Annotated in this window: 14 protein-coding genes; 3 read left to right on the forward strand and 11 right to left on the reverse strand. The window is 54.9% G+C overall.

Features of this window, described 5'->3' with window-relative positions:
• Positions 1 to 262: 262 nt before the first annotated feature.
• From FIV46_RS09015 to FIV46_RS09060, 10 genes are all read right to left on the reverse strand, one after another.
• On the reverse strand, positions 263 to 1,849 hold the full coding sequence (locus FIV46_RS09015; protein ID WP_139940596.1) for a tetratricopeptide repeat-containing sulfotransferase family protein: 1,587 nt from the start codon (positions 1,847 to 1,849) through the stop codon (positions 263 to 265).
• Positions 1,850 to 1,933: 84 nt separating this feature from the next.
• Entirely contained in the window at positions 1,934 to 4,336 is a 2,403-nt protein-coding gene (locus FIV46_RS09020) for a TonB-dependent receptor (protein WP_139940597.1), read from the reverse strand.
• A 194-nt stretch (positions 4,337 to 4,530) separates the two neighbouring features.
• Positions 4,531 to 5,601, reverse strand: a complete 1,071-nt coding sequence (locus tag FIV46_RS09025; RefSeq protein ID WP_139940598.1) for a 2,5-dihydroxypyridine 5,6-dioxygenase NicX family protein — start codon at positions 5,599 to 5,601, stop codon at positions 4,531 to 4,533.
• A 134-nt stretch (positions 5,602 to 5,735) separates the two neighbouring features.
• Positions 5,736 to 6,935 carry an MFS transporter gene (locus FIV46_RS09030; protein ID WP_139940599.1) on the reverse strand — a complete coding sequence of 400 codons (1,200 nt, stop codon included), beginning with the start codon at positions 6,933 to 6,935 and terminating at the stop codon, positions 5,736 to 5,738.
• 115 nt (positions 6,936 to 7,050) lie between these two features.
• A complete protein-coding gene (locus FIV46_RS09035; protein WP_139940600.1) occupies positions 7,051 to 7,980 on the reverse strand; it encodes a LysR family transcriptional regulator in 930 nt (309 codons plus the stop codon).
• A gap of 152 nt (positions 7,981 to 8,132) precedes the next feature.
• A complete protein-coding gene (gene atzF / locus FIV46_RS09040) occupies positions 8,133 to 9,908 on the reverse strand; it encodes an allophanate hydrolase (RefSeq protein WP_139940601.1) in 1,776 nt (591 codons plus the stop codon).
• A gap of 5 nt (positions 9,909 to 9,913) precedes the next feature.
• Positions 9,914 to 13,528, reverse strand: coding sequence for an urea carboxylase (gene uca, locus FIV46_RS09045; RefSeq protein WP_139940602.1), 3,615 nt, complete (start codon positions 13,526 to 13,528; stop codon positions 9,914 to 9,916).
• A 1-nt stretch (position 13,529) separates the two neighbouring features.
• On the reverse strand, positions 13,530 to 14,162 hold the full coding sequence (locus FIV46_RS09050; protein ID WP_139940603.1) for an urea amidolyase associated protein UAAP2: 633 nt from the start codon (positions 14,160 to 14,162) through the stop codon (positions 13,530 to 13,532).
• The gene (locus tag FIV46_RS09055; protein WP_139940604.1) at positions 14,159 to 15,007 is read right to left on the reverse strand and encodes an urea amidolyase associated protein UAAP1; all 849 of its coding nucleotides are present in this window, start codon (positions 15,005 to 15,007) and stop codon (positions 14,159 to 14,161) included. Before FIV46_RS09055 ends, FIV46_RS09050 begins: the two co-directional genes overlap by 4 nt.
• Positions 15,008 to 15,496 (reverse strand): CopG family ribbon-helix-helix protein, encoded by a 489-nt coding sequence (locus FIV46_RS09060; RefSeq protein ID WP_139940605.1) that lies wholly within the window; start codon positions 15,494 to 15,496, stop codon positions 15,008 to 15,010.
• Between the two features lie 433 nt (positions 15,497 to 15,929).
• Here FIV46_RS09060 and FIV46_RS09065 point away from each other — a divergent pair, with 433 nt between their 5' ends.
• The 3 genes from FIV46_RS09065 (at position 15,930) to FIV46_RS09075 (ending at position 22,320) form a co-directional block, all read left to right on the forward strand.
• Positions 15,930 to 18,665 (forward strand): winged helix-turn-helix domain-containing protein, encoded by a 2,736-nt coding sequence (locus FIV46_RS09065; protein WP_139940606.1) that lies wholly within the window; start codon positions 15,930 to 15,932, stop codon positions 18,663 to 18,665.
• A 172-nt stretch (positions 18,666 to 18,837) separates the two neighbouring features.
• The gene (locus FIV46_RS09070) at positions 18,838 to 21,135 is read left to right on the forward strand and encodes a TonB-dependent receptor (RefSeq protein ID WP_181163146.1); all 2,298 of its coding nucleotides are present in this window, start codon (positions 18,838 to 18,840) and stop codon (positions 21,133 to 21,135) included.
• Positions 21,136 to 21,210: 75 nt separating this feature from the next.
• Positions 21,211 to 22,320 carry a class II histone deacetylase gene (locus FIV46_RS09075; protein WP_139940608.1) on the forward strand — a complete coding sequence of 370 codons (1,110 nt, stop codon included), beginning with the start codon at positions 21,211 to 21,213 and terminating at the stop codon, positions 22,318 to 22,320.
• Between the two features lie 554 nt (positions 22,321 to 22,874).
• On the opposite strand, the gene FIV46_RS09080 is transcribed toward FIV46_RS09075, so the two are convergent.
• A complete protein-coding gene (locus FIV46_RS09080) occupies positions 22,875 to 23,858 on the reverse strand; it encodes an aldo/keto reductase (protein ID WP_139940609.1) in 984 nt (327 codons plus the stop codon).
• Between the last annotated feature and the right edge of the window lie 34 nt (positions 23,859 to 23,892).

The following is a 23,892-nucleotide window of genomic DNA, read 5'->3' on the forward strand; positions in this document are numbered from 1 at the left end:
GCACAGTTTGACCAGGATCAATGTGATGCTGGCGGAACAGGCAGGCGGCAAAAACGCTGAAAAACAGCGATTACACAAAACCACGGAGTTCAGGAAGGTAAGGGAACGATTGGCAAATCTACAGTGGTGCCCCAGTCCGCACCACAGACGCTACATTTTACAAGGGGTTAAGGGTAAATGTGCGCACATCTCGCGCACTTTTACGGAACTTATTGCCCAACAATAAATATTAGATATATACGGACGACAAGAGTTCCTGACTTTACAATAACCCGAAATGCTTCAATTTCTTCCTCAAGGGTAACAGCTGTTTCTCATAGCAGCGCCACCTGCCCACGGAGCTGTCATAGATCTTGTTTCGCACCTGACTTGCACTGCCAGTTGTAGAGGCCGCAGCATTTTTGTGAAACTCGAGACAAACGTCCTCCCACTCCAACCCAAGGGCGGCGATCAACTTCCGGCTTTCCTCCTCCTGATGGGCAACAAGATCTTCATAACTGATTTCAATCAGGGCTGCAGACGGCAAAATCCTCCGCCAAAGCGCCATCAGCCGATGATAGGCGGCATAGTACTCGCCAAGTTCCTCAAGATCATAGGAAAAGGGGTACGCCTGATTGAAGAGGAATTTGAATATAGCATAGCAGGCATCCATAGGATCCCTCTTCACATGAACGATCTTTGCCTTGGGAAGGGCAAGATGGATGTACCCCAGATAGAGAAAGTTCAGCGGAAGCTTGTCGATAATGCGCGGGCTCTCCCACGCCCGCTTACGTACATTCCTGACATAGGCCTCGCCCAGCTCTTTCATGGGCAGGTCAAGCGCCACGGCGGGCAGGTCCAGACGATCGACTCTCTTTCCGGCCTTCTTGTCGACAAGGGAGACAAGCTCTGTTGCGAACTCATTCAGCTCGCCGGCGGAACTGACGCGGCTGTGGCTGGAAATAATCCGTTCCACAAGTGTTGAACCGGTGCGGGGCATACCGACAATGAAAATCGGCACATCACTGCCGCATGCTTGTTCCGGTGTAGTCACACCCTCCCGTCCGTCGAAAGCCTGTTCAATCGCCTGGAAAATTTTCAGATCGTCCTGAAGCTCATATCGGGTATGCATACGCCTGATCCGGGCGCCGTTTTCCAAATGATAAAACGACTTGTCCCATTCGCCCAAATCCTCATATTCCTTGGCCAGGGCATAAGCGACCTGCACCGCCCCGCGCCAGTCAAGGCGACCGCTACGCACCACGTCCAGCAGTTCCCGAATGTGGTTTTCGTCTGCTGTTTGGGGTCTGAGTGATGATCTTAAGTTCTGGATCTCGCCGTCCAGAGGATTTCGCGCCAGAACAAAATCACAGGCCTTTTCCGCCTCTTTTTTATTCCCGAAAAAACGTTGAACACTTGCCAGTCCGCGGTGCGCATCTGTATTATCCGGATTGAGGGACAAAGCCTTTTCGAAATGTCCGAGAGCTTCCTCGTAGGCTTCACATCTGACCAGCAGCCCCCCCAGCATGACGAAGTCTTCTTCTCGAACAATTCCTGCCGCAGCGGCCTGAGACGCCAGCAGGCGGGCCTGCTCAAACTGCCCCGCCAGACAGTGGCAGCGGGCCTGCTGTACCAGATACCTGGAATTTTCAGGGTCAAGAAGAACAGCCTGTTTCACAGCTTCCAGGGATGCGTCAAGGTCGCCGCCACGCAGCGCCACCTCGGTTTTGAGATCCCAAATCCGGGCATCCGTCACACCACTCGCCAACAGATCGTCGAGTTGCTGTTCCGCTTCGGGAAACCGCCCTTCGCGGTATGCCAGCCAGGCAGCTTTCAGAAGCTTTTCTCTTTCTGCTGCCTGTTTTGTCATTCCAATCCCTTGGTGCCCGGTATTACTGATTTTGTGTGGATGACCAGCATATACCGGGCCCGCCTGACTGCCAAGCGGGAGAACTCACAGACTGAGCTTCAGTCGAAGTCCGACTGAGAGAGGCCGGATAACCCCCCGGCTCTGGTCCATTTCTCCCATTTGCTCGGCAGACAGTCCCTGGGTGGTGCCCCGGGAATTGGTGAGGTTTTCCCCGAACAGGGAAATATCCCAATCGTCTTTACGCCAGGAAATGGAGGCGTTGAGCACCGTGAAGTCATCCAGCTCGATATAGCCGTCCTGCACAAAGTTCTCGATATCGACAAAGCCTGTTGCGGTTTTGCTTCGATAGGACAGGTCGCCATGCAGAGCAAACTGCCCGCCCAGCACCTCGCCCGGCACCAGATAATCCAATGATACGGTCAGGGCATGTTTGGACGATCCCGGTAACGTCGTTCCCGTCGGCACGAGGGTATCCGGGTTGCCAAAGGTGTAGTAGAAATCTGCCGTCGTTTCTGCATCCACATAAGCATAACCAAGCATCAGGCTCAGGTTCTCGCTCAGGTTTGCATAAACTTCCGCCTCCACCCCGCGTGACCGTGCGCCAGGCACGTTATCCACATAGTTCTGCCCGAAGGGAGAATAAAGGATGGTCTGGAAATCGTCCCAGTCCACCTGGAACAATGTCACCGTGTAGGTGAACTGGTCAGCAAGACGGCCTTTTACCCCGATTTCATAGTTGGTTGCGGTATCGGACTCATATTCCATGATATCCGAGTTGTCATTCCCGAAGGGGTCGATCAAAGGAAGTGCGTTTGCTCCCCCGGGGCGGAACCCTTGCGCCCAAGTGGCATACACGAGGGTGTCATCGTCAATGGTATAAGCCACATTGGCCTTGAAGATCGCATCAGTAGAAGACTGCTCATAACTGTTATACCCCCCGAGCAGATAGTCATCCAGCGGGTTGATTGCGTAGAAGAAGGAGGTCGTGCGTGACGCGTAAGGCAGCGGGATACCAGCTTCCCCTTCTGTCTTCTGGTGGAAGACGCGCGCGCCAATGGTCACATCCAGACGGTCGGTCGCATGCAGGGTCAGTTCTCCAAAGCCGGCAAGGTCCTGGAAAGTCTCGTCTGTCCGCCCCTCTGCCAGGACATCGGAAAAATCAAGAGGATCGGCATCGAGACCAAAAATGGCATTTGTATAGTCGCTGATCCCCGCCATGGTCTGAAGCAGATCAAAGGACAGTTTTCGCTTCATATAATATCCGCCGATGGTCCAGTCGAACATGCCGTCACCGTTAGAGACCAGTCGAACTTCCTGGGTGAAGGTTTTTGTTCGCTGGTGCCTGACGATCGGGGAATAAAGCCGGGGGAACCCGAAATAATAACTCGCCAGGTTTGTACGCAGGAAACCGGAGGATTCAGAGACACTGTCCGTTTTCACATCAGCGTAGGAAGTTGCAGATGTCAACCGCGCAAACCCCAGATCGACCTGGACGTCCCCGTTTATCAGATGAATACGGGAATCCTGGGGATCGGTGTAGGCTTTATAGGAAACATAGTCTTCGCCAGTACCGTAATTGGGGTTATCCTCGTAACGGCCATCCGCTTCCACTTCCTGGTAGGCATAGTTCAGCTGAATTTCCACATTGTCGGAAGGTTCAAACAATGCGGCGCCACGGAAGAAAGCCGCCCGGGCGTCATTATGGTCTTTCTCGACCTCGGCGAAAGCGGCGCCGCTGCCGACAAAGTCATCCGGGTCCGCCAGAACCGGCCCACCCGGATTCCGCGCTGTTCCTTCTTGCTGAATCAGCCCCACCGCATCAATGAAGCCGGAGGTATATTCATAGCCGCCGGTAAACCGAACCGCAGCCTTGTCGGAAACGGGAGCATTCACCGTGATATAGCCGTCAAAACTCGGATCACTCGCAGATTTTGTCAGCGATGTTTCAAGATTGACATCCACGGTGAACTCTTCAAAGTCCGGCTTTTTTGGAATAAATCGGATAGTACCGCCGACGGATCCCGCACCATAAAGCGTTCCCTGCGGGCCGCGCAAAACCTCGACCCGTTCCAGATCGACAAGCTTCAGCGGGAAAAAGACCGGCGTTTCCCCAAGATAGGTAGAAACCGATGGTTGAACCAGTGACGGGTTATCGTCATTGTTATTGGCCGGGTTAGCGTTCAGTCCCCGGATTACAAAGTTATTCCGGTTGCCGGAGGTCCTTGGCCCTTCATCAAACAGGGCCAGCCCGGGCACCGCGCGTACAAGCCCGGAAATATCAGAAATACCGGCCTTCTCCAACCGGTCACCGCTGACCGCAGTGATGTTGGAGGGAATTTCCGTAACACTTTGGCTGCGACGAGTTGCCGTAACCGTGATCTCTTCAAACATCACTGCGTCACCAGAGGCATCCTGGGCATGAACCGAGGTTCCAAGAACGGTCTCGATCAGCAAAACAGCTGTTGTACCTAAAAGTTTCCTACGCATACGTCTTCACTCCACTAATTCTATCTTTTTTAATACCGGAGATTTTTTCTCCATTTTTATAGAAAAATTATTGGCGACCTCTGGCTTCCTGTATATTTAAAAAAAGCTAAGCCCGCTTTTGCAATTGCGAAAGCCGAGAGTTCATGCTTTCGCGCGAAACAGCGCCGGGACGAACCGGCGCCGTTCCCTTCCCTTTAAATTTTTTGCACAATTCCATTCTCGCTGATCCGGATATCGTCCACATCCAGCGTTGGTGTAAGAATTTGCGCATCCCAGTGAACGCCCGATTTTGAAAGTTTCATTTTAGAGCTTGAGTAATAGGGCCCCAGGATGGAATTGTCGCCAAAGCCGAAAACCATGGATCCACGCACCCTCTCCCACTCCAGGTGTTCTGTAAGGCGCGCCATACGACTAAGTCCGATGTTTGCATGCACCGGGCCGTTGCAGCAGCCTTCATCATCCAGAAGCTGCAGCCATTCGCGGAGCCTTGTGGCAACCCGACGGTCCCCTCTGACATCAACAATCTTCCCTTTTTCCAGGGTCAGAAATACCGGGTCCTGCGGAATCTGGTGAACATTTTCATAAAGCGTCACCCCGTCGATCGCTAGAATGCCATCACCTGAACCGGCGGGCAGCAGATACCCCGGCATGGCGCCCGGTGTGATCTGATAGGGGGTCACAACTTCTCCTGTCTCCGGGTCGCTCATAAAACCGTGACCGGCTTCTGCCGAAACCCCTTCGACATCAAGCGTGAAATCCGTCCCGATTTCCGAAGTAATATGGACTGACTTGCCTGCCGACATAATGTCAGTAATTTTTTGGGCCTCATCCCGCACTGCGTAGGGATCTTCCAGCAGGAGGCAACGGATCAGAGAGTCCTCGATATGCGGGGCCCCGGTTGCGTCGCCCGGCATGATTATACGAGCGCCGTCGTTGACCAGATGGACCATGAATTCCGCATAACCGATTGCCATGTCGATGATCAGGTCAGCATTGCGCGCAGAGTTTTCCACCAGCTTGTCCCAGGTAAAAGCCGGCTGGACCGCAGGATGGGGCGCCATTGGCACCTTCAGGGAATAGGCATCTGCGCCAAGCTGCATCGCCGTACCCAGAAAGGCATTGATCACATGTTGAGGGGTATGGGAGTCATAGATCAGGAGAACTTTTTCCCCTTCCTTCAGAACCGCCTGCTCTTCCAGAATAAACCTTGTGACCTTCAGGAACTCGGGCTTCAACTCGAAGCTCACATCGGAATAGTCGATCATAAATTCTCTCCTTAAACTATCGATCCCTACACGACCAAATTTATGGCAAGCACCTCCTGCTGTGGATATCAAAAGTGAAATGTGGGCTTTGCAGCATCACCAAGCCTGCGTGCAGATGACATCTGCCCGCTCTGTCAATGAACTATGGCGGGGGCTGCGTCACGCTTGTCCCTGACAAGCAGCATGAGCGCCCCTACAGTCAGGATAAGACTGAGGATAACGCCGGAGCCCGCCACAATGAATGCGGCTTCAAATCCTGTATCGGAAACAAAGAAGGACAAGACACCGGGACCAAACCCGTAACCGATCATGGAAGCGGCGTTCCCCATGACGGCCGCCCGGGGACCAATCCCCTTTGCCATGGCCAGGCTGGAGAGGAAATAAGGCATCACAATAACGGTGGACATATTCAGGACTGTAATCGCAACAAAATATCCTGTCCGTCCCGGTTCAAGATAAAGCCAGAGAATACTGGCGCAAAGGGTAACATGAGACAACACCAGGGGCAGGAGACGCCCGAAACGGTCCTCCACAATACTGACAAGCACAGTGCCTGAAACCCCCAACAGCATGGCAACCGACAATAAATGGCCAAGATCAATCATGTTGAAGCCGGCCACAGCACCAATTCGTTCGGCGTAGATCCATATCCCGCCGTTGCAGATGAAATTCAGCAGAACCGCAGACAACAACAACACAACGCCGATAAGAGAATGGGAGGCGACAGGCTCCGCTGTATCAACCTGCCGGGCTCTACCAGTTTCCACTGTGCTGGGATAGTAACGAAGCACCAGAAGGCTCAAGACCAGGCTGGCTGCAAACAAAAGAAAGACATTGGACAAGCCGATAGAGGCCATCAGGGACGGAACAAACCACAAGCCGAGCGGGCCGATTACACTCAACAACCCAAAACATATAGCAAAGGCCCTGTCGGGTTTCCGGAGGCTGGCGACATAAACCGTAGCCGTGGAAGAGACCAGTCCCGAAGTCAGGCCTGAAATGACCCGCGCCCCCCCGAAGACGACCCACTGGTCAACGGTCCCGGAAACCACCTGCATAAGTGCCTTCACAAGGATGCAGACAACAATAACCCGGCGCAGATTAACGCCGGGACGCGAAAGGAAAAGTGACGCCATCACACTGCCGACGGCGGCGGCAATCATTTCAGCAGACGCGATCCGACCTGCCTTCTCCACCGTGAACCCCAGGATATCCACATATCCACCAACAAAGACCGGCATCGAAGCCACATCGAACATACAGAAAAGAATAGACAGATAGATAACGACCAGAGGCCGGTTAAGTAACTCCCCTTTAGTCTCAGCGGCTGTCATTTCTTCCCTTTCTCATATGCCCTTGGGCCAGTATTATTTATTCAGGATCAAACGACCCTGTATTTTTGTCTATTCCGGAGTGGAAAAGCAGGCATTAACTCCACGTGATGCCTTCTCAGCCAACCGCTCGGGACAGTTCCTGTTGTGAAATATAATTTGCCAGATAATCCAGGAAACAACGCACCACCAGCGGGTGACAATCATTGTCCCGGAGCATCAGGTAAAACTGGACAGAGTGTGACAATATGTCAGGACGAACGGCCCGCATTTCTCCCTTTTCCACCCAGCGTTTTGCATAGTGGGACGGCAGGAAGGCCACGAAATGCCCCGACTGGACAAGGTAGACCAGTCCTTCCATATTGTGGGACGACGCCACCTCCGTAAAAGCCACTGGCATATCGTCATCCGGGATAGCAGCAGAATTGCCCCAGCCCGCATACTTTGCTTCCAGCAGCTCTTCGATCGTGATAGTACGGTCATCGCGATCGAAAAAGGGATGCGCGCGCCCGCAATAAAGTTGATGTTCCTCTGTGAACAGCGGGGTGTAGGACAAACCTGCGATCGGGCGATAGGAAAAACTGATCGCCAGATGAAGCCGGGAATCAAGCACCCGCTCACCCAGGTCAGCGACACTGCCGATATGAATATTGAAGTGAATGTCCGGCGCATCTTCTGCCACATCCGCCAGAACGTTGCTCAGAGGAGAGTTCGGGTTCGACACCATATTGTCCATCAGGCCGATACGCAGATCACCGGCAGGTTTCTTTTGGGATTCCAGAAGTTCACTACTGAAATCATCCAGTGCCGCCAGAAGCCTCTCGGTCGCCTTCAACACATGTTCGCCTTCGGGGGTCAGGCGGAAGATACCGTGTCCCCGCTCACACAGCCTGAAGCCTAGCCGTGTTTCCAGTTTCGACATCTGCGTGCTGATTGAAGACTGGCTCACGTTAAGTCGCGCCTGAGCGAGCGAAAATCCACCGCACTGGACGATGGTGTAAAATACCCTGAGAAGCTTAATATCTACATCATGGATCAATATGGTCATGGTTTCACGCCGTTCTTAAAATGTCATATGCCCTTGCCATTTGTCACTACTCCCGGGAAACCACCCATTATTTTTTTATTACATATTAACCGATATCTTTTCATACAGGTTGAATTCCTGCAAGACGGCCCTGCAGTTTTCTGTACAAAATATCACCCCTCCCGTGCCGTCATATAACCCCGCCAGCCACCGAACTGACTGATGTCGGTCGCCCCGTCACAGGCACGCGGTTCCGCGACGAAGCCTTTGACAATCTCCCCATTTTCCAGTGAGACACTGCCGATCGCCAGAGGAGCCGGCACTTCGTTCACAAAGCTTCCAAAATCACCGGGGGACAATTCATACACCTCGACCTCGATTGCAACACCCTGCCCGGCAGCGTGGATCAGGGCCGGTTTCGGCGGTGTCCCCTCCATCGCATACATTTTGTAGGCAGGCGCGGTGCGGGTTTTTGAAACCAGTTTCGCCCCGCGGGAGGACAGCTGCCAATTGAGGGACATTCCATGGAGGTGCGCCCCACAGACAGCCAACTTGACAGCTGACTCCTCCGGCGTTTCCAGGTCAAGCGGCGGCCGCGTCAGTTCGCTGCCCCCTGGCACAAAGCGGGCGGCAAGCTTCAAAAGCGCCCGGTCCGAATGAGCCGGACCAATCAGGGAAACCCCGATCCCCGTCCCGTTCGCGCGCGCCCCGCAGGGCAGCGCAATGGCCGACATATCCAGCAGGTTCACGAAATTCGTATAATACCCAAGATTGGCGTTCAGGGCTTCCGGCTCCGCAAGAAGTTCCGAAATGCGATATATGGTCGGTGTTGTAGGGAGGAGCAGCACATCAATGTCCTCCCACATCCTGCCGGCAATTCGCTCGAACTCCTTCAGGCGGTATTGGGCCTTGAAGGTGTCCACCCCGCTGACGCCCTGCCCGTCCCGCATGGCACCCCTTACCGCGGGATGAATGGCGCCGGGATTGTTTTCCAGCAGATCCCCTATCGCTGCTGTCCGTTCAGCCACCCAGGGTCCGCGATACAGCATGGCGGCACAGTCACTGAGCGGAGAGATATCGACGCTCACTTTTTTACCCCCCAGTTTTTCCAACTGTTCGACAGACTTTTCGTAGGCCGCGCGAGAGGCCTCGTCACCGAACCACAGAAGTTGTTGCGCCTCCGGCACGCCAAAACGGAAAGCTGTGCCTGCATCCGGGCAGGCAGCAGAGGGTCTGGAAAAAGGGTCTTTTTCATCAAACCAGTCCAGACAGCCATCCACAAGGCCCGCATCACGGACATCATTGGTGAAGACACTGACGCAATCCAGCGTGCGACAGGCCGGAACCACGCCGCGCGTACTCCAGCGCCCCTTGGTCGGCTTGAGCCCGACCAGGTGATTGAAGGCAGCCGGCACGCGGCCGGACCCCGCCGTATCGGTTCCGAGCGCAAAGGCAACCAGACCTGCGGCCACGGCAACGGCCGAGCCCGAGCTGGACCCGCCGCTGACATAGTCCCGGTTAAAGGCATTCTGAACCGCGCCGTAGGGGGACCGTACCCCCACCAGGCCGGTGGCGAATTGATCCAGGTTGGCTTTGCCGACCAGCAGCGCACCGGCCTCCTGCAATCGCGCTACCACCGGGGCGGAAACCTCCGGCGTATAGGCAAAGGCCGGACAGCCGGCCGTTGTTTCCAGACCGGCCACGTCGATGTTATCCTTTACCGCAAAAGGCACCCCCGCCAGGGGCAGCTCCTCACCGGATTTTAGACGTTGATCAATCCGTGCCGCCTGGTCTTTAAGGCTTTCCTCATCCAGCCGAAGGATCCAGACCTGCCTTTGCACAGCGTCATATTTTCGGCAGCGATCAAGAACATCCTTAGCCATGTCGACAGCAGTTGTCCGCCCCGCGCGCACTGCCTCTGCAATATCGTTTACCGAAAATACTGTCATGATACTTACTCCTCCAGTACTGCCAGGATTGTTGATCCAAGGGTGACTTCACTGCCTTCTAGCGCATAAACGCCACAAACCTTGCCGTCACAGGGACTGAAAATGGCCTGTTCCATCTTCATCGCTTCGACCGAGGCGACAACTTCGCCCTTTTTCACCACTACTCCCTCTTCCACATGGATTTTCCAGATTACACCGCTGAGAGGCGTTTCAATGGCCAGGGCATTTTCAGGTAGTTCAATGGCGACAGGCGCGGATTCTGCCTCAAGAGCCTTTTCCATTTCAGCAACCTTGGAAAATTCACCCGCAGCCTCCCAGGCGTCCCGTTCCTCTGTGAAGGCCGCTTCCCTTCTGCGCCTGAAGTCCTCAATGCTGTCCCCTTCTCTCTCAAGAAAGGCGCGGTAATCCTGCATCCGGAAAAGACCTTCCTCGATTTTCACATTTCGGCGTCCCAGCGGGAACTCCCGCCGCCATTCCGCCAGTTCCTCTGCACTGACTTCATAAAATTTGATCCGGTCGAAGAAGCGGAGCAGCCAGGGACAGCCCTCTTCAAACGATCCCGTTGCACCCCGGGCATTCCAGACCTGCACTGTCCGGCCAAACAACTGATAGCCGCCCGGCCCTTCCATGCCGTAGATGCAGAGATAGGCCCCGCCGATCCCGACCACATTCGGAGGTGTCCAGGTCCGCGCAGGATTATACTTGGTGGTCACCAGTCGATGACGGGGGTCCATGGGGGTTGCCAGAGGCGCACCCAGATAAACATCTCCCAGACCGATGACCAGATAATCCGCGTCAAAAACCGTCCTGAAAACATCTTCCCGGCTTTCCAGGCCGTTCACCCGACGGATAAATTCGATATTATCCGGACACCAGGGGGCGTCATCCCTGACCGAGCGTATATATTTATCGATGGTCTGCTGGACGTGCGGATCTTCCCAGGACAGCGGCAAATGCACCACCCGTGACCTGGCCTCAAAATCCGACAGGTCGCCCAGCGTTTCCTCAAGAGCCACGAGTTTCTCAATCAGACTCTCACGATCGACCAACCGCGGATCGAAATGAATTTGGAGAGAGCGCACCCCGGGAGTTACATCTATAAGCTCGCTCACCTGTCCTTCCAGCGCCATCATCAAGGCGTGTATTCTTGCCCTGAGCTCCAGATCAAGCACAATTGGCCCGTATTCAACCAGCAGGTTTGCATCGCCCTGTCTGCGATAGGTCACAGTTGGACGTTTATCGGTTTCCTCCAGCCGATACAGAATAGCATCCTGATCTTCGGGGAAAGTTGTCACAGAAGACCAGTCCGTTTCCCTGCCGGTGGAAATATATTTTTCCTGTCTCCTCAACGCCGACCGCGCAGAGGCGTCGTCAACCAGCTGGAATATTACGCTGTCCCCGGGCGCCAGTTGCCCCAGTTTCCACAGGTCGGCGCTTATCGTGACGAATGGACAGACAAATCCGCCAAGTGAAGGTCCGTCCGGCCCCAGTAGGATTGGCATGTCCCCGGTAAAATCCACTGCCCCGATGGCGTAGGCGTTGTCATGAATATTTGACGGATGAAGCCCGGCTTCCCCGCCATCCTTGCGCGCCCAGTCCGGTTTGGGCCCAATCAGGCGCACCCCGGTTCTGCTGGAATTGAAATGTACTTTCCAGTTTGCCGCAAGGAGCATTTCCACATCATCATCTGTGAAAAAATCAGGGCTTGAATGCGGGCCTAAAGTAACACGGATGGTCCAGTCAGTTTCCAGTGCGGGCAATTCCGCCAGAAGACGCTGATGCGCGCTTTTCAGCGCCTCGCAGGCGTTGATGGGCAGCAGGTCACCAGCAGCAAGAGCCCGTCCGGCGTGGCCGCCAAACTCGCCGAGGGTAAAGGTTGCCCGGCTTCCCATGAAGTCAGGCACATCAATTCCCCCTGCCACGGCCAGATATCCCCTGAAGCCGGCGCCGGTTACGCGACCGCAGGTAAGTTCATCGCCCGTATTGACCTTTCTGATCTGATAAGTCCTGACCGGCTTACCATTCAGTTCGGCTGCGAAATCCGCTCCCCCGAGGCAGATCCAGCTGGAACATTCAAACCTGATGGCCGGTCCCATGGCGGTAAATTCCAGACCTGCCGCGTCTTCGCTGTTTCCCAACAGATTGTTGGCCAGCCGAAGGGCGAGCGCATCCATTGCACCGGAAGGCGGCACCCCGACATGCCAGTATCCCAGCCGTCCGGCAGAATCCTGGACCGTTGTTGACGGCCCACCGGAAAGAATGCGCATCGCCTGGGGTCTGAAGGATACTGTTTCAAGAGTTCGGGTCGTCGCTCTGCCTTGTGTAACTTCGGCCAGGGAAATCACTTCCTTCAGCCACTCAATGTTAGTTGTCAGACCGCAGATTTTTGTTTCGCTCAACGCCTTTTCCAGCGCCTTGAGCGCTGTCGCCCGATCGGGACCTGAAGCAACAATTTTCCCAAGCATGGGATCATAATGTGCGCTGACCTTGACGCCGGGTTCCAGAAAAGTTTCAAAGCGAGCGGTCTTCGGACCAGTGAGGTCGGTCACAAGTCCGGCACTCGGCATATAGTCGTTGCTGGGATCTTCGGCATAGATCCGGGCCTGGATAGAGGCTCCCCTGGCAGAAACCCGCGTTTCCAGGAAGCTGAAATCACCCGCAGCCCCCCGCACCATCCAGTCAACCAGATCCACGCCGGTCACCTCCTCGGTTACCGCATGCTCTACCTGAAGACGGGTGTTGACCTCGAGAAAATAGGCGGCCTGCCTGTCGACGTCATAAAGGAATTCGACCGTTCCCGCCGACCGGTAACGAGCTGCAACCGCAATATCCGCAGCACTCTGCCAGAGAAGTTTACGGATATTGTCCGGCAAATTAGGCGCTGGCGTTTCCTCAATAACCTTCTGGTTCCTCCGTTGCAGCGAACAGTCCCTGTCGCCGAGAACGACCACATTTCCGGCACCATCTCCAAAAATCTGGACTTCCACATGACGGGCGTGTCGTACATATCGTTCCAGGAATACGCCGCCATCGCCAAATGACCCCTGGCCCTGGCGCTGGACAGTATCGAAAGCACTGAGCAAGGCCTCGCAATCCTCACACACCCGCATCCCAATTCCACCGCCGCCCGCCGTTGCCTTTAACATGACCGGATATCCCAGTTCCTGCGCCTCCCAGCAGGCATGGTCTGCATTCTCCAGCAGTCCGCTGCCGGGCATCAGAGGCGCCCCCGCCGACTGGGCAATTTCACGCGCGGTATGTTTTCTGCCGAAAAGCCGGATGGTCTCCGGCGTGGGACCGATAAATTCTATCCCCGCCTCGCCGCATGCCTCTGCAAATCCAGCATTCTCGCTCAGAAAACCATAACCCGGATGAATTGCCTCGGCCCCGCTGGCCTTTGCGGACGCGATAATTTTGTCCCCGTCCAGATAGGCGTTTGAGGCCTCCGGTCCGCCAATATAGATCGCTTCATCGGCATAGCGAACATGGGCGGAAGTTGCGTCAGCTTCGGTATAGACGACAACAGACTGAATCCCCATCTTCTTCAGGGTCCGGATAATGCGGCAGGCGATAACACCACGGTTGGCAATCAATACTTTGGAAAACACACGCGCCCCCATCCTAGTCGGCAATAATCATGCGTACCGGCGTCGGGTTAAAGCCGTTACAGGGATTGTTGATCTGTGGACAGTTTGACACCACAATCCTGATATCCATTTCGGCCCGAATGTCCACGTAAAGACCCGGGGCGGAAATACCATCCACAATTCCCAGCATGCCGTCTGCCTCAACAGGCACATTCATGAACCAGTTGACATTGGGCACCAGATCGCGGCTGTCACCGCCAAAGGGAGAATTCCCGATCAGGAAGTTTTCCACGCAGGCATGTTGCGCCCGGGTATGATGACCGTATCGAAGAGTATTTGATTCACAGGAACAAGCCCCGCCGATGGTGTCATGCCGCTCTACCGATCCGCCGGTGATTGTCATCATTGGCGCTCCCTCATTGGAACGCAGAACGGAGCCGGTAGTCAGGTAAACATTCCGCTGTGCGGCGATAGTATCCTGTGCACTGTATCGCTCGCTGTCATCCGCCAGATTATAGGCCAGAAAATCAACAGCCTGGTTTCCTTCCAGATCAACAATACGTAATGTCTGACCTTTCATCAGGGCCTGAGTCCAAGGCGCCTTTGCCGCCACGATTTCATCGCAAATGATTTTCCCCGGCAGTCCCTCGAATGTTTTATCGGTCATCTTCCTTCTCTCCTCTGCTCGCCGTTGCGGAAATAGTCCTCCACATTTTCAAAGGCTCGAAGCCCTTCAGGGGTGGCATTCCGGACCGGATCATCAAAGCGGGTCTCTTCCCCCTTCCAAGCCAGCGCCCTTACCGGCGACACGCTATACTCCGGACGCACATCCAGGACATGCGGACAGTTGGCCAGGAAAACCAAAAGGTTCATTTCTGCCCGAAGTTCCAGCACCCGTCCGGGCGCAAAGGGTCCGGTATCGACCTGCGTCTCGCCAGACTCTGAGATCTGCACAGGCTTGAAAATATTCAAACAGGGATGCACATCCTTGCGGGAAAGCCCGCATTTTGCCGCTGCGGTCAGGAAACGGTCACGGGCATTGGGGTGATCAATGCTGTTATCGCCGTAGCGATCCAGAACGGTATACCGGCTGGACGCCCCGCAAAAGGGATCAATGCCGCAATCGTCATCCCGCATAATGCTGGCCAGGACGCGCCCCAGCCCGGACAGGATCAAGTCCCCCGTCCCCAGATAGGCCTTCCACTGAACCTTGATACTATCTGCTGCATTCAGCCGTTCGGCAGGATGCTGGGCGTTGAACATGTTCAGGGAGATACAGCCGTCACCATGAAGATCGATAATCTGCAACCGATCGCCACGGGTCAGGCTGTGGATGGCATACCCGCCGGATGCAATCACCTCGTCCCAGATGACCTCCTCAGGCGATACTCCCTCAGGCAGGTTTACCGCTGCGGAAGAAGGAATGGTCCTCATTGCTTCAACCTTCGTTCCCGCCTGCTGTCGGGCATGTACCCTGGCAAGCGCCGGATCTGCTGTTTGTGACTCGCTCATTTATTTTACCCCTTTCTTTTTAGACAGGATTTCCCCGGGCTCATCTCCATGGGCATGAAGGGGCGGCAGCAGGGTACGTGTGGTCACCAGGTTGATCTGATGCACACCGCGAATGGCCCGCATCTGGTCACACAGGTCATTGAGCCTTTCAATGGTGCCCTGCACCAAAAGCACTTCAAGAGAATGGTCTTCCTCCAGAAAGACATGCTGAGAGGAGATGGTTTCCTTGATAAAATGCTGCTGTGTCTGGGCAAGGGCGTTACGGATATACCCCTTGTTATTCTGGTAGATCATGGTGATCGTTCCCGCCAACACCGCGCCGGGCTCCACAGCCGCATGTTTCGTCACCGCCTGGCGCACCAGTTCCGCAATCACCTGGGAGCGATTGGTCAGCCCCCGTTCTGAAATCATCGTATCAAGTTCATCAAGAAGTTTGGACGGCAGACTGACCCCCAGCCGGGCCAGCTTGTCTTGTACCTGATCGCTCATCGTACCCTCCACAATCGTGTTACGTTTTTATTTTTTGGTAACACGATTCGATGACGGAGACAAATCTATTTTTAGACGATGTCGAAATTCAGCCCTGCTTTTCCATCAAAGTCGGCCATGTAACCATGCCGCTTCCGGGTTCGGATTTGCGCGAAAAGCGGTAGTCCGCTTTCCGATAAGGGGTCGGGCATTGACTGATACGTTTTCCGGCAGTTGATATCTCCAGTTCCACAGCATAGGAATTGGCGGCAAACGCAGAGTTTAAACGGATATTGTCATCCTAAGAATGCCGGTTTGCAGTTGCCGGCCTTCACGCCAGGGTAAAAACCTCATACGCAGGTACAATAGCCAGACCTTGTTTTTTTAATTATCATGGGAAACTGTCGTCATCGGACCTGTCGATTACCGCCGTCGGCCCTGCACGGAACCAGTTATGAAAGAAGTTGACCAAGTAATTATTCGCACAAAACTGACCCCGCCGGTTAGCCAGAAAAGAAAACTGGTGCGACGCCACAGGCTTTCTCCTCTTCTCTCCACCAGTGACATACCCCGGCTCATCATCGTCACGGCCCCTGCGGGATATGGCAAAACCTCCCTCATGTACCAGTGGTTTAGCGCCTGTCGCGAACGCGATACCCGGGTCGGCTGGCTGTCGGCAGATTCCCAGGACAACAATGCTCCTCGTTTTCTGAGGCATTTGATAGCCTGCCTGAAAAACAACGAGGAAAAATTTGGCGACGGCGCCATGCGATATCTTGATGCCGCCCGGCATCCGGATATCAAGCATCCTGCCGGGCAACTGATCAATGAACTTGCCGAGGATGACCGTGATGCTTTCCTCTTTATCGACGACTATCACCTGATCGAAAACCGGGAAGTGGACGGGTTCCTGGACTACCTGCTGAAACTGGCGCCCCCCAACCTGCATCTCATCATATCAAGCCGGCTTGTCCCGGACCTGTCCCTGCCTGAACTCCGGCTCAGCGGGGAACTTCTCGAACTGGATGCCCGGAACCTGCAGTTTGACAAGTCGGAGACTTTCAGCTTTCTCGACCTGATCAATTCCCGGAAACTATCTTCCTCGGAGGTTGAGCTTTTACATGAACGATCCGAGGGCTGGGTTGCCGGCCTGCAGCTTGCAGCCGCCGCGCTAGCCAATAATGACGGCAAGGAGGAACTGGGCGTTGCCTTTAACGGCACCCTCCGGGACATTGCTGACTATCTGGCAAAGGCAGTCCTGCAAAACCAGAATGATGACGTTCGCGACTTCCTGCTCCGCACATCGCTGCTCGAAAGATTCAATGCGGACCTCTGCACATTTGTTACCGGTAATGCGGACAGCCAGAATATCATAGAATGGCTGGAGCAAAGCCACCTGTTCGTTGTGCCGCTGGATGAAAACAGGACTTGGTACCGCTATCATCATTTGTTCCAGGACTTCCTTCAGGCGACACTGAAACGCGGCCTGCCGTCGGAAATCGTCGCCCTCTACCGACGGGCGGCAAGCTGGTTCATGGAACATGGGCTGGGCGCCGAAGCGGTAGACTATGCCCTGCTCACCGGAGATATACAGCAAGCCGCTGCCATGGCGGAACGACATGCCGCATCACAGATTCTGGCCGGCTACCTGCCTGAAACAGCACGCTGGCTTCTGCAGCTTCCTGACGTCCTCAAACAGAAAAACCCCATGCTCCTCAGCCAGGTTACCCTGTGCCTGTGGCATATCTTCCAACAGGAAGAAGCCTCCCAGCTCCTCAGCCACTTCGAACATCATCTCGACAGTTTCGGCGGGGCGCTGGAAGATCACCGCCTGAAAGAGTTGCGGAATGAAGTCCGCCTCCATCGCGGCGGCATCGCCGTCTGCGCAAGCCACGCGCCCGAAAATGTCCTGGATTTCCTGGACCAGGTCGACTTTTCCCTGCTCTCCGGCTTTATGAAGGCCGTATATTACAACATTCGGGGGATCGCCCTCGGGGAAAACAATCGCTTCTCCGAGGCTTTGGAATGTTTCAGGAAAGCCGCCCGTATCCACCGGACTACCGGTTCTCCCCTGGGCGTCGCCTGTTCCTACTATCTGGAAGCCCTGATGCATCTGGAATGCGGAAATCTCAACAACATCCAGGACATGTTGCACCAGATCAAAAAGGAAACCGTGTTCAACAGCCAGGCCGCCAACTATATCAATCCCTCCATGCTGGAGAGCATCGAAGGCATCCTCCATTATGAGCGGGGGGATTCCGGAAAGGCCCGTGAGCTTCTGGAAGCCAATCTGGAACTGACAAAGGAAGTCGGGCACCTGAAAATGGTCAGCTTGGCAAGAACCACCTATGCCCGCATCCTGAACCGTCAGGGGGATCTGCCCGGGGCACATAAGGAACTGGAACAGCTGGCCGAAATCCTTAGGCGCAATGAACCGGGAAGCTACCGGGCAATCATCCTGGCCGACTATGAACGGATCAAGCTTGCCCTCCTCAACAATAACCCCGCCCAGGCGCAATATATTGCGGATAAATACGACCTGGCCCTGGACGGACCGCCACCGGAGCTTGCCAACCACTGGGACCGCCTAAGCTGTCTCAAGGCCCTTGCCTGGTGTCGTGCCCAGTTGGTTCGGAATGCGCCGGAAAAAGCCCATGACCTGTTGCGCAGGATTTCGCTTTTTGCCCGTGAAGTCGGCCGGACCTGGCGCTATCTGGAAGCCCGGCTGCTGGAAGCCGTTGCCCTGGACATGCTGGGACGGGACTTTGAAGCTGCAGACATCCTGAAACCGATCCTGCAGATCGCCAGCACCGATAAAATGGTCAATGTCATTCGCGACGAAGGCTCCCGCGTAGCCGATTTGATCCGCAAGCTGCAGGAGCAAAACGAACTGATCGGGATTGATCCCGCTTTCCTTGCCCGCATCCTTGCAGATACCTCCCCCGGCCCCCAAGCTGTTCCCGACGGTGAAGATAGCCTCGAGGCTGCCCTGCGTCCCAGTGACTTCAGCGAGAAAGAGCGCATAATCCTTGAACAGGTGGCGCTTGGAAAATCCAACGCCATGATCGCCAAACGGCTCGACCTGACCGCTCACGCCATCAAATGGCATTTGGGAAATATCTTCAACAAGCTCCAGGTCCGGAACAGAGCCGCCGCCGTCAGTGCAGCCAAGGCTATTCGCCTGATTTGATCTCGACCGGCTAGTTTCAATCCTGACCAATTCACTCTTTTTGCCCCCGACTAACCGGTCGGCTAGTTAACCGCCCCCCTGTCCTGGCCTACAGTTTTTTTAATTGCCCGAGAATCGGTCTGGGGAGAGTCCGATGCGGCAAAGAACAAGTTTGTAAATGGAGGAAATTTTAATGACAAAGATGCATACCGAAAAGAAAGCCTTGGTGAGACGCCGGGCCGTCAGCCTGTCTGCAGCCGTATCTCTGCTTGTGCTGGCAGGCCCGGCGACTTCCTACGCGGAAATGGTGCTGGAAGAAATCACCGTTACCGCACAAAAACGCAGCGAATCCCTGCAGGATGTCGGCATCACCATGTCCGCCTTCACAGAAAACGACATGAAAGACCTGAATGTCGGGGATACCCAGGAAATTGCCGCAAATATCCCGAACGTCCAGGTTAACTATGGCTTCGGCCAGAATGCCTTTAATATCCGCGGGTTGGGGATCAATGAATTCTCCTCAAACCTGGACTCGCCTGTAGCCGTTCACCTGGACGAGGTTTATATTTCCAAAAACTTCATGACGGGCATGATCCTTTTTGATGTGGAGCGTGTCGAGGCCCTGAAGGGACCGCAAGGTACCTTGTTTGGACGCAATACCACCGGCGGGTCCGTCAACTTCTACACCCGCAAGCCGACCGAGGAATTCGAGGCCGGCGCAACCCTCGGCTATGGCAACTACAAAAGCTTCCAGGGCGAAGCCTATATCAGCGGCCCCTTGTCCGACAGGGTTCAGGGACGCCTGTCCGGCATGTTTGTCGACCAGGGCGATGGTTTCTATGAGAATGTCACCCTGGGTGAAGACGAAGGGAAAACAAAGAAATATGCGCTCCGGGGCCAGTTGCAATGGACCGGAGAAGACACCTCAGTGCTCGGCTCCCTGCATTATGGCAAGGACACTTCGGAAATGCCGCCCTATGAAGGGATCGGTATATTCACCCCGGAATCCCTGGCGGCAGGAACACCGGCCTTCTGTACGCCTTATCTTGACGGCACCGTCACCGGCGCCTCATCCGGGTGTGTACGCGGTACGGACGGCCTTTATCCCGGCGACGATGATCCGTTCACGTCCGAAGGCGACTTCAAACATGATGCGGACAATACCTCCATCGGCGGCATGCTGCGGATCGAACATGATTTCGACGGCCTGACCCTGACCTCCATCAGCGGCGTGGAATATTTTGAACGGGATCAGCGGGAAAATTCCGACGGCAGCCCACTCTCCACCATCGACGTATACTGGTACCAGAAGATCACCCAGTACACCCAGGAACTGCGCCTGACCTCTGACAGCGACGGGATCTGGAACTATATCCTCGGCGCCTATTATGAACATGACGACCTGGAAGACGCCGATTATCTGACCGTTGCGGCAGGGGCCGCTCCTGGCTATTACACCCACTTCAACCAGGACGTCGATGCGCTTGCGGTCTTTTTCCACAACGACATCGATGTGACCGACACTCTCAGCCTGGTAGCCGGAGTCCGCTGGTCTTGGGAAAAAACCGCCATTGACGGCGGGACCTCAGCCGGTACGGGAATTATTTCTGACGGCGGCATCCAGATGCCGGACACCATACTGGTCGACCTTGCCGTTTCCAACGACATTGACGGCGGTAACAGCCGGACCGACGAAGATGTTTCCTTCAAGGTCGGCATTGAATGGAAGCCGGAACTGAGTGGCGAGACCTTTGACGACTTGCTGGTCTATTTCAATATTTCCACCGGCTTCCGCTCCGGGGGCTATAATGCCGCCTTTGCCGGATCCCAGGATGCCTTCACGTCCCTCGCTCCGGAGAAAATCACCGCCTATGAGGGCGGCATCAAAGCCACCCTTGCCGATCGCCGCCTGCAATGGAACGCCGCCGTATTCCGCTATGACTTCCGCGACGGCTATATCAATGTGGACAGCGATACAGCACCGGTTCCGGTGACCATCAACGCCGCGGACATAGAAACCTGGGGCGCGGAAACCGATCTGCACTGGTTGCCGCTGGACGGCATGGACATCAAACTCGGCGCCGCCTGGCTTGATGCCGCCATCGAAAGCGACATCACCAGCGGCGGCACAAGCCTGAAGGGATTCCATCCCGTAAACTCCCCGGAATGGTCCATGAATGGCCAGATCCGCTACGAGTTCAACCTCACCGATGACATCCTGATGTCGGTCTCCGGCAGCGCCAACTGGCGGGACAAACAATATCTGGAGGCGATCAACGCCCCGGCCAACCTGGAGGACAGCTACTGGCTGGTCGACGCCCGGGCAACAATCTTCAGTGCCGACGACAGCTGGTCCGTCTCCCTGTGGGGCAAGAACCTCACCGATACGGAATACCGCACTTATGTCAATGACCTGCCCGGGTTCGGCTGGATGCTCAACATCTACGGCCCGCCGCGCACCTACGGCATCACCGCCAGCTTTAACTTTTAATATTGCTTCCCAGACTTCCGGGGCGGATGTGACGTCCGTCCCTCTTTTTTAACCTTTCATCCCGGAGAAAATCTGATGAAAAAAACTGGCTTTGTCTTTCACGAACTATATACGTGGCATGATACCGGAAACTATGCCGGGTTCCTGGCTCCCGGCTTTCCCCTGCAACCCGGACTGCACAATGAAAACCCGGAAACCAAACGTCGCTTCAACAACCTGTTGGTGGCCAGCGGACTGAGCAACCGCCTGACGCCGATCGAACCGAGAGAGGCAACCGAAGAGGAAATCATGCTTTTCCATACGCCGGACTATGTCCGGAAGGTCAAGGCCCTGAGCGATGGCGAGGGCGGCGACGCCGGAGAACTGACCCATGTGGGCAAAGGCAGCTATGAAATTGCAAAACTCTCTGCGGGCGGCGTTATCGAAGCCGTCAATGCAGTCATGTCAGGCAAATGTGACAACGCCTATGCTCTTGTCCGCCCGCCGGGGCATCATGCAGATGCGGATACGGGACGCGGTTTCTGTATCTTTGGAAATGTGGTAATCGCCGCCCGCTATGCCCTGAAACATCTGAACACCAAAAAAATCGCTGTTGTGGACTGGGATGTCCACCACGGCAACGGGACCGAGACCGCCTTTTACAACGACCCGAACGTATTGACCATATCCCTGCACCAGGACAATTGGTACCCCCAGGGCCGCGGACTGGTCGCGGATGTCGGTGAAGGCGACGGCGAAGGCTACAACATCAATCTTCCTCTGCCGCCGGGATCCGGTGTCGGCGCCTACAAGGCCGCCTTTGAACGGGTGGTGGCCCCGGCTCTCCGCACCTTTCAGCCGGACCTGATTTTTGTGGCTTCCGGCTTTGACGCCAGCGCCTTCGATCCGCTGGGCCGCCAGATGATGCACTCCCGGGGCTATGCGGAACTGACGAAGATCGTCATGGACGCGGCCGATGACGTCTGCGGCGGCAAAATTGTGATGTGTCACGAAGGGGGCTACAGCGCCTATTACGTGCCGTTCTGTGGCCTTGCCGTCCTGGAACAGCTTTCCGGCGTCAACAGCGGCGTAGAGGACCCCTATCTGGACTTTGCCGCCGGCATGGCGAAACAGGATCTGCAGCCGGCCCAAAATGACCTGATCAGTGAAGTGGAATCCATCTGCCAGAAATACCGGCTGATTTGACCGTCCATCGAGCCGACATGAAAAGTGCCCCATAACCGCTTCCCGGGGCACTTTTTTATTTGCCATCTCCCTGCCCGTCTGTTCAATCGGAACAGGGCACATTTGGATCTGTCCTGAAATCAAGCCAAGATATTGAATTCTTCAACTGCTCGACAGTCGATGCATCACCAAAAAGATTCATTGTCGCAGGTTCAAATCCCGGGCAGGTTTTGTAATTAATCTTGTGAAGGTTTGAAATTATTGGTGCAGCCCAACAGCACCACGCAGTCTCTGATAATCATACAATTAATGAATCACAGTGCGCGAAATTTGCGCACTTTTTTACTGTCCCGTTTGACCACAACTTTCTTTAAGTCGGGAAGCATCGGAAAGATTTGGGAAATTTGGTGCCCCCAGTCCGCACCACGGAAGTTAATTGATTCAATAGGCTAAGGGAAAAAGTGCGCATCTTTTGCGCACTTTTTTAGGAAGAGAAGACCTGTTGGCACCTGTACAAGGACGCTTAACTTAAGGTATCCATGCAAAAGCATCCCAAATATTCCGACGAGCTATATTCAGCGATCAATAGTCGCCAGCATATTGGCAGGATAACGCTCACCCTCAATTTTGATCTTGTTCAGCACACTGTCAATTTCACAAATATCCTGGTCATCCAGAACGATTTCTGCCGAACCGATGTTTTCTTCCAGCCTGTCCAGCTTCTTCGTTCCCGGTATCGGAACAATCCAGGGTTTCTGAGCCAGCAACCAGGCCAGGGAAATCTGGGCCTGGGTCGCCCCTAGGCGCTCGGCAATCCGGCCCAGTACATCAATGAGGTCCTGATTGGTTTTCCGCGCCGCTCTGGAAAAACGGGGCACACTGTTACGCATGTCATTCTCCGCAAAAGCGGTCTTGTCAGTGATAGTCCCGGTCAGAAACCCCCTGCCGAGAGGACTGAAGGGTACAAATCCAATGCCCAGTTCTTCGAGAAGAGGAAGTATTTCCTCCTCGGGTTCACGCCACCAAAGTGAATATTCGCTTTGTAGGGCGGCAACAGGCTGAACCGCATGGGCCCGACGAATATTTTCAACTCCGGCCTCAGACAAACCGAAATGCCTGACTTTGCCTTCGGCGATCAAGTCCCGCACCGTTCCGGCAACCTCTTCGATCGGAACAGTTCGATCGACACGATGTTGATAAAAAAGATCAATGTGCTCGATCCCCAGTCGCTTGAGAGAAGCCTCCGCTGCCCGGCGAATGTTTTCAGGGCGGCTACACAATCCGCCCTCGCCTTTCTCATTCAAAATGCCGAATTTTGTGGCGATCACCACGTTCTCGCGAATTGGCGCCAGAGCCTCGCCAACGACCTCTTCATTGGTATAGGGGCCATAGACCTCTGCTGTATCAAAAAAGGTAATGCCACGTTCGTAGGCCTGCCTGAGGAGAGTTACAGCCTTACTTTTCTCCAGCGGCTGGCCATAGCCAAAATTCAGCCCCATGCACCCGAAGCCAAGAGCCGAGATTTTCAGGCCACTGTTACCCAGTTCACGCATCTGCATTATGCTTTCCCTTCAAATATTTCAGCTTTGCCAG

The sequence above is a fragment of the Emcibacter nanhaiensis genome (assembly GCF_006385175.1).
Taxonomy (GTDB): domain Bacteria; phylum Pseudomonadota; class Alphaproteobacteria; order Sphingomonadales; family Emcibacteraceae; genus Emcibacter; species Emcibacter nanhaiensis.

What these genes read in the sequence shown, in the direction of transcription:
- FIV46_RS09015 (WP_139940596.1), bottom strand. Translation starts at nt 1,849, where the DNA reads ATGACAAAACAGGCAGCAGAAAGAGAAAAGCTTCTGAAAGCTGCCTGG.
- FIV46_RS09020 (WP_139940597.1), bottom strand. Translation starts at nt 4,336, where the DNA reads ATGCGTAGGAAACTTTTAGGTACAACAGCTGTTTTGCTGATCGAGACC.
- FIV46_RS09025 (WP_139940598.1), bottom strand. Translation starts at nt 5,601, where the DNA reads ATGATCGACTATTCCGATGTGAGCTTCGAGTTGAAGCCCGAGTTCCTG.
- FIV46_RS09030 (WP_139940599.1), bottom strand. Translation starts at nt 6,935, where the DNA reads ATGACAGCCGCTGAGACTAAAGGGGAGTTACTTAACCGGCCTCTGGTC.
- FIV46_RS09035 (WP_139940600.1), bottom strand. Translation starts at nt 7,980, where the DNA reads ATGACCATATTGATCCATGATGTAGATATTAAGCTTCTCAGGGTATTT.
- atzF (WP_139940601.1), bottom strand. Translation starts at nt 9,908, where the DNA reads ATGACAGTATTTTCGGTAAACGATATTGCAGAGGCAGTGCGCGCGGGG.
- uca (WP_139940602.1), bottom strand. Translation starts at nt 13,528, where the DNA reads ATGGGGGCGCGTGTGTTTTCCAAAGTATTGATTGCCAACCGTGGTGTT.
- FIV46_RS09050 (WP_139940603.1), bottom strand. Translation starts at nt 14,162, where the DNA reads ATGACCGATAAAACATTCGAGGGACTGCCGGGGAAAATCATTTGCGAT.
- FIV46_RS09055 (WP_139940604.1), bottom strand. Translation starts at nt 15,007, where the DNA reads ATGAGCGAGTCACAAACAGCAGATCCGGCGCTTGCCAGGGTACATGCC.
- FIV46_RS09060 (WP_139940605.1), bottom strand. Translation starts at nt 15,496, where the DNA reads ATGAGCGATCAGGTACAAGACAAGCTGGCCCGGCTGGGGGTCAGTCTG.
- FIV46_RS09065 (WP_139940606.1), top strand. Translation starts at nt 15,930, where the DNA reads ATGAAAGAAGTTGACCAAGTAATTATTCGCACAAAACTGACCCCGCCG.
- FIV46_RS09070 (WP_181163146.1), top strand. Translation starts at nt 18,838, where the DNA reads ATGACAAAGATGCATACCGAAAAGAAAGCCTTGGTGAGACGCCGGGCC.
- FIV46_RS09075 (WP_139940608.1), top strand. Translation starts at nt 21,211, where the DNA reads ATGAAAAAAACTGGCTTTGTCTTTCACGAACTATATACGTGGCATGAT.
- FIV46_RS09080 (WP_139940609.1), bottom strand. Translation starts at nt 23,858, where the DNA reads ATGCAGATGCGTGAACTGGGTAACAGTGGCCTGAAAATCTCGGCTCTT.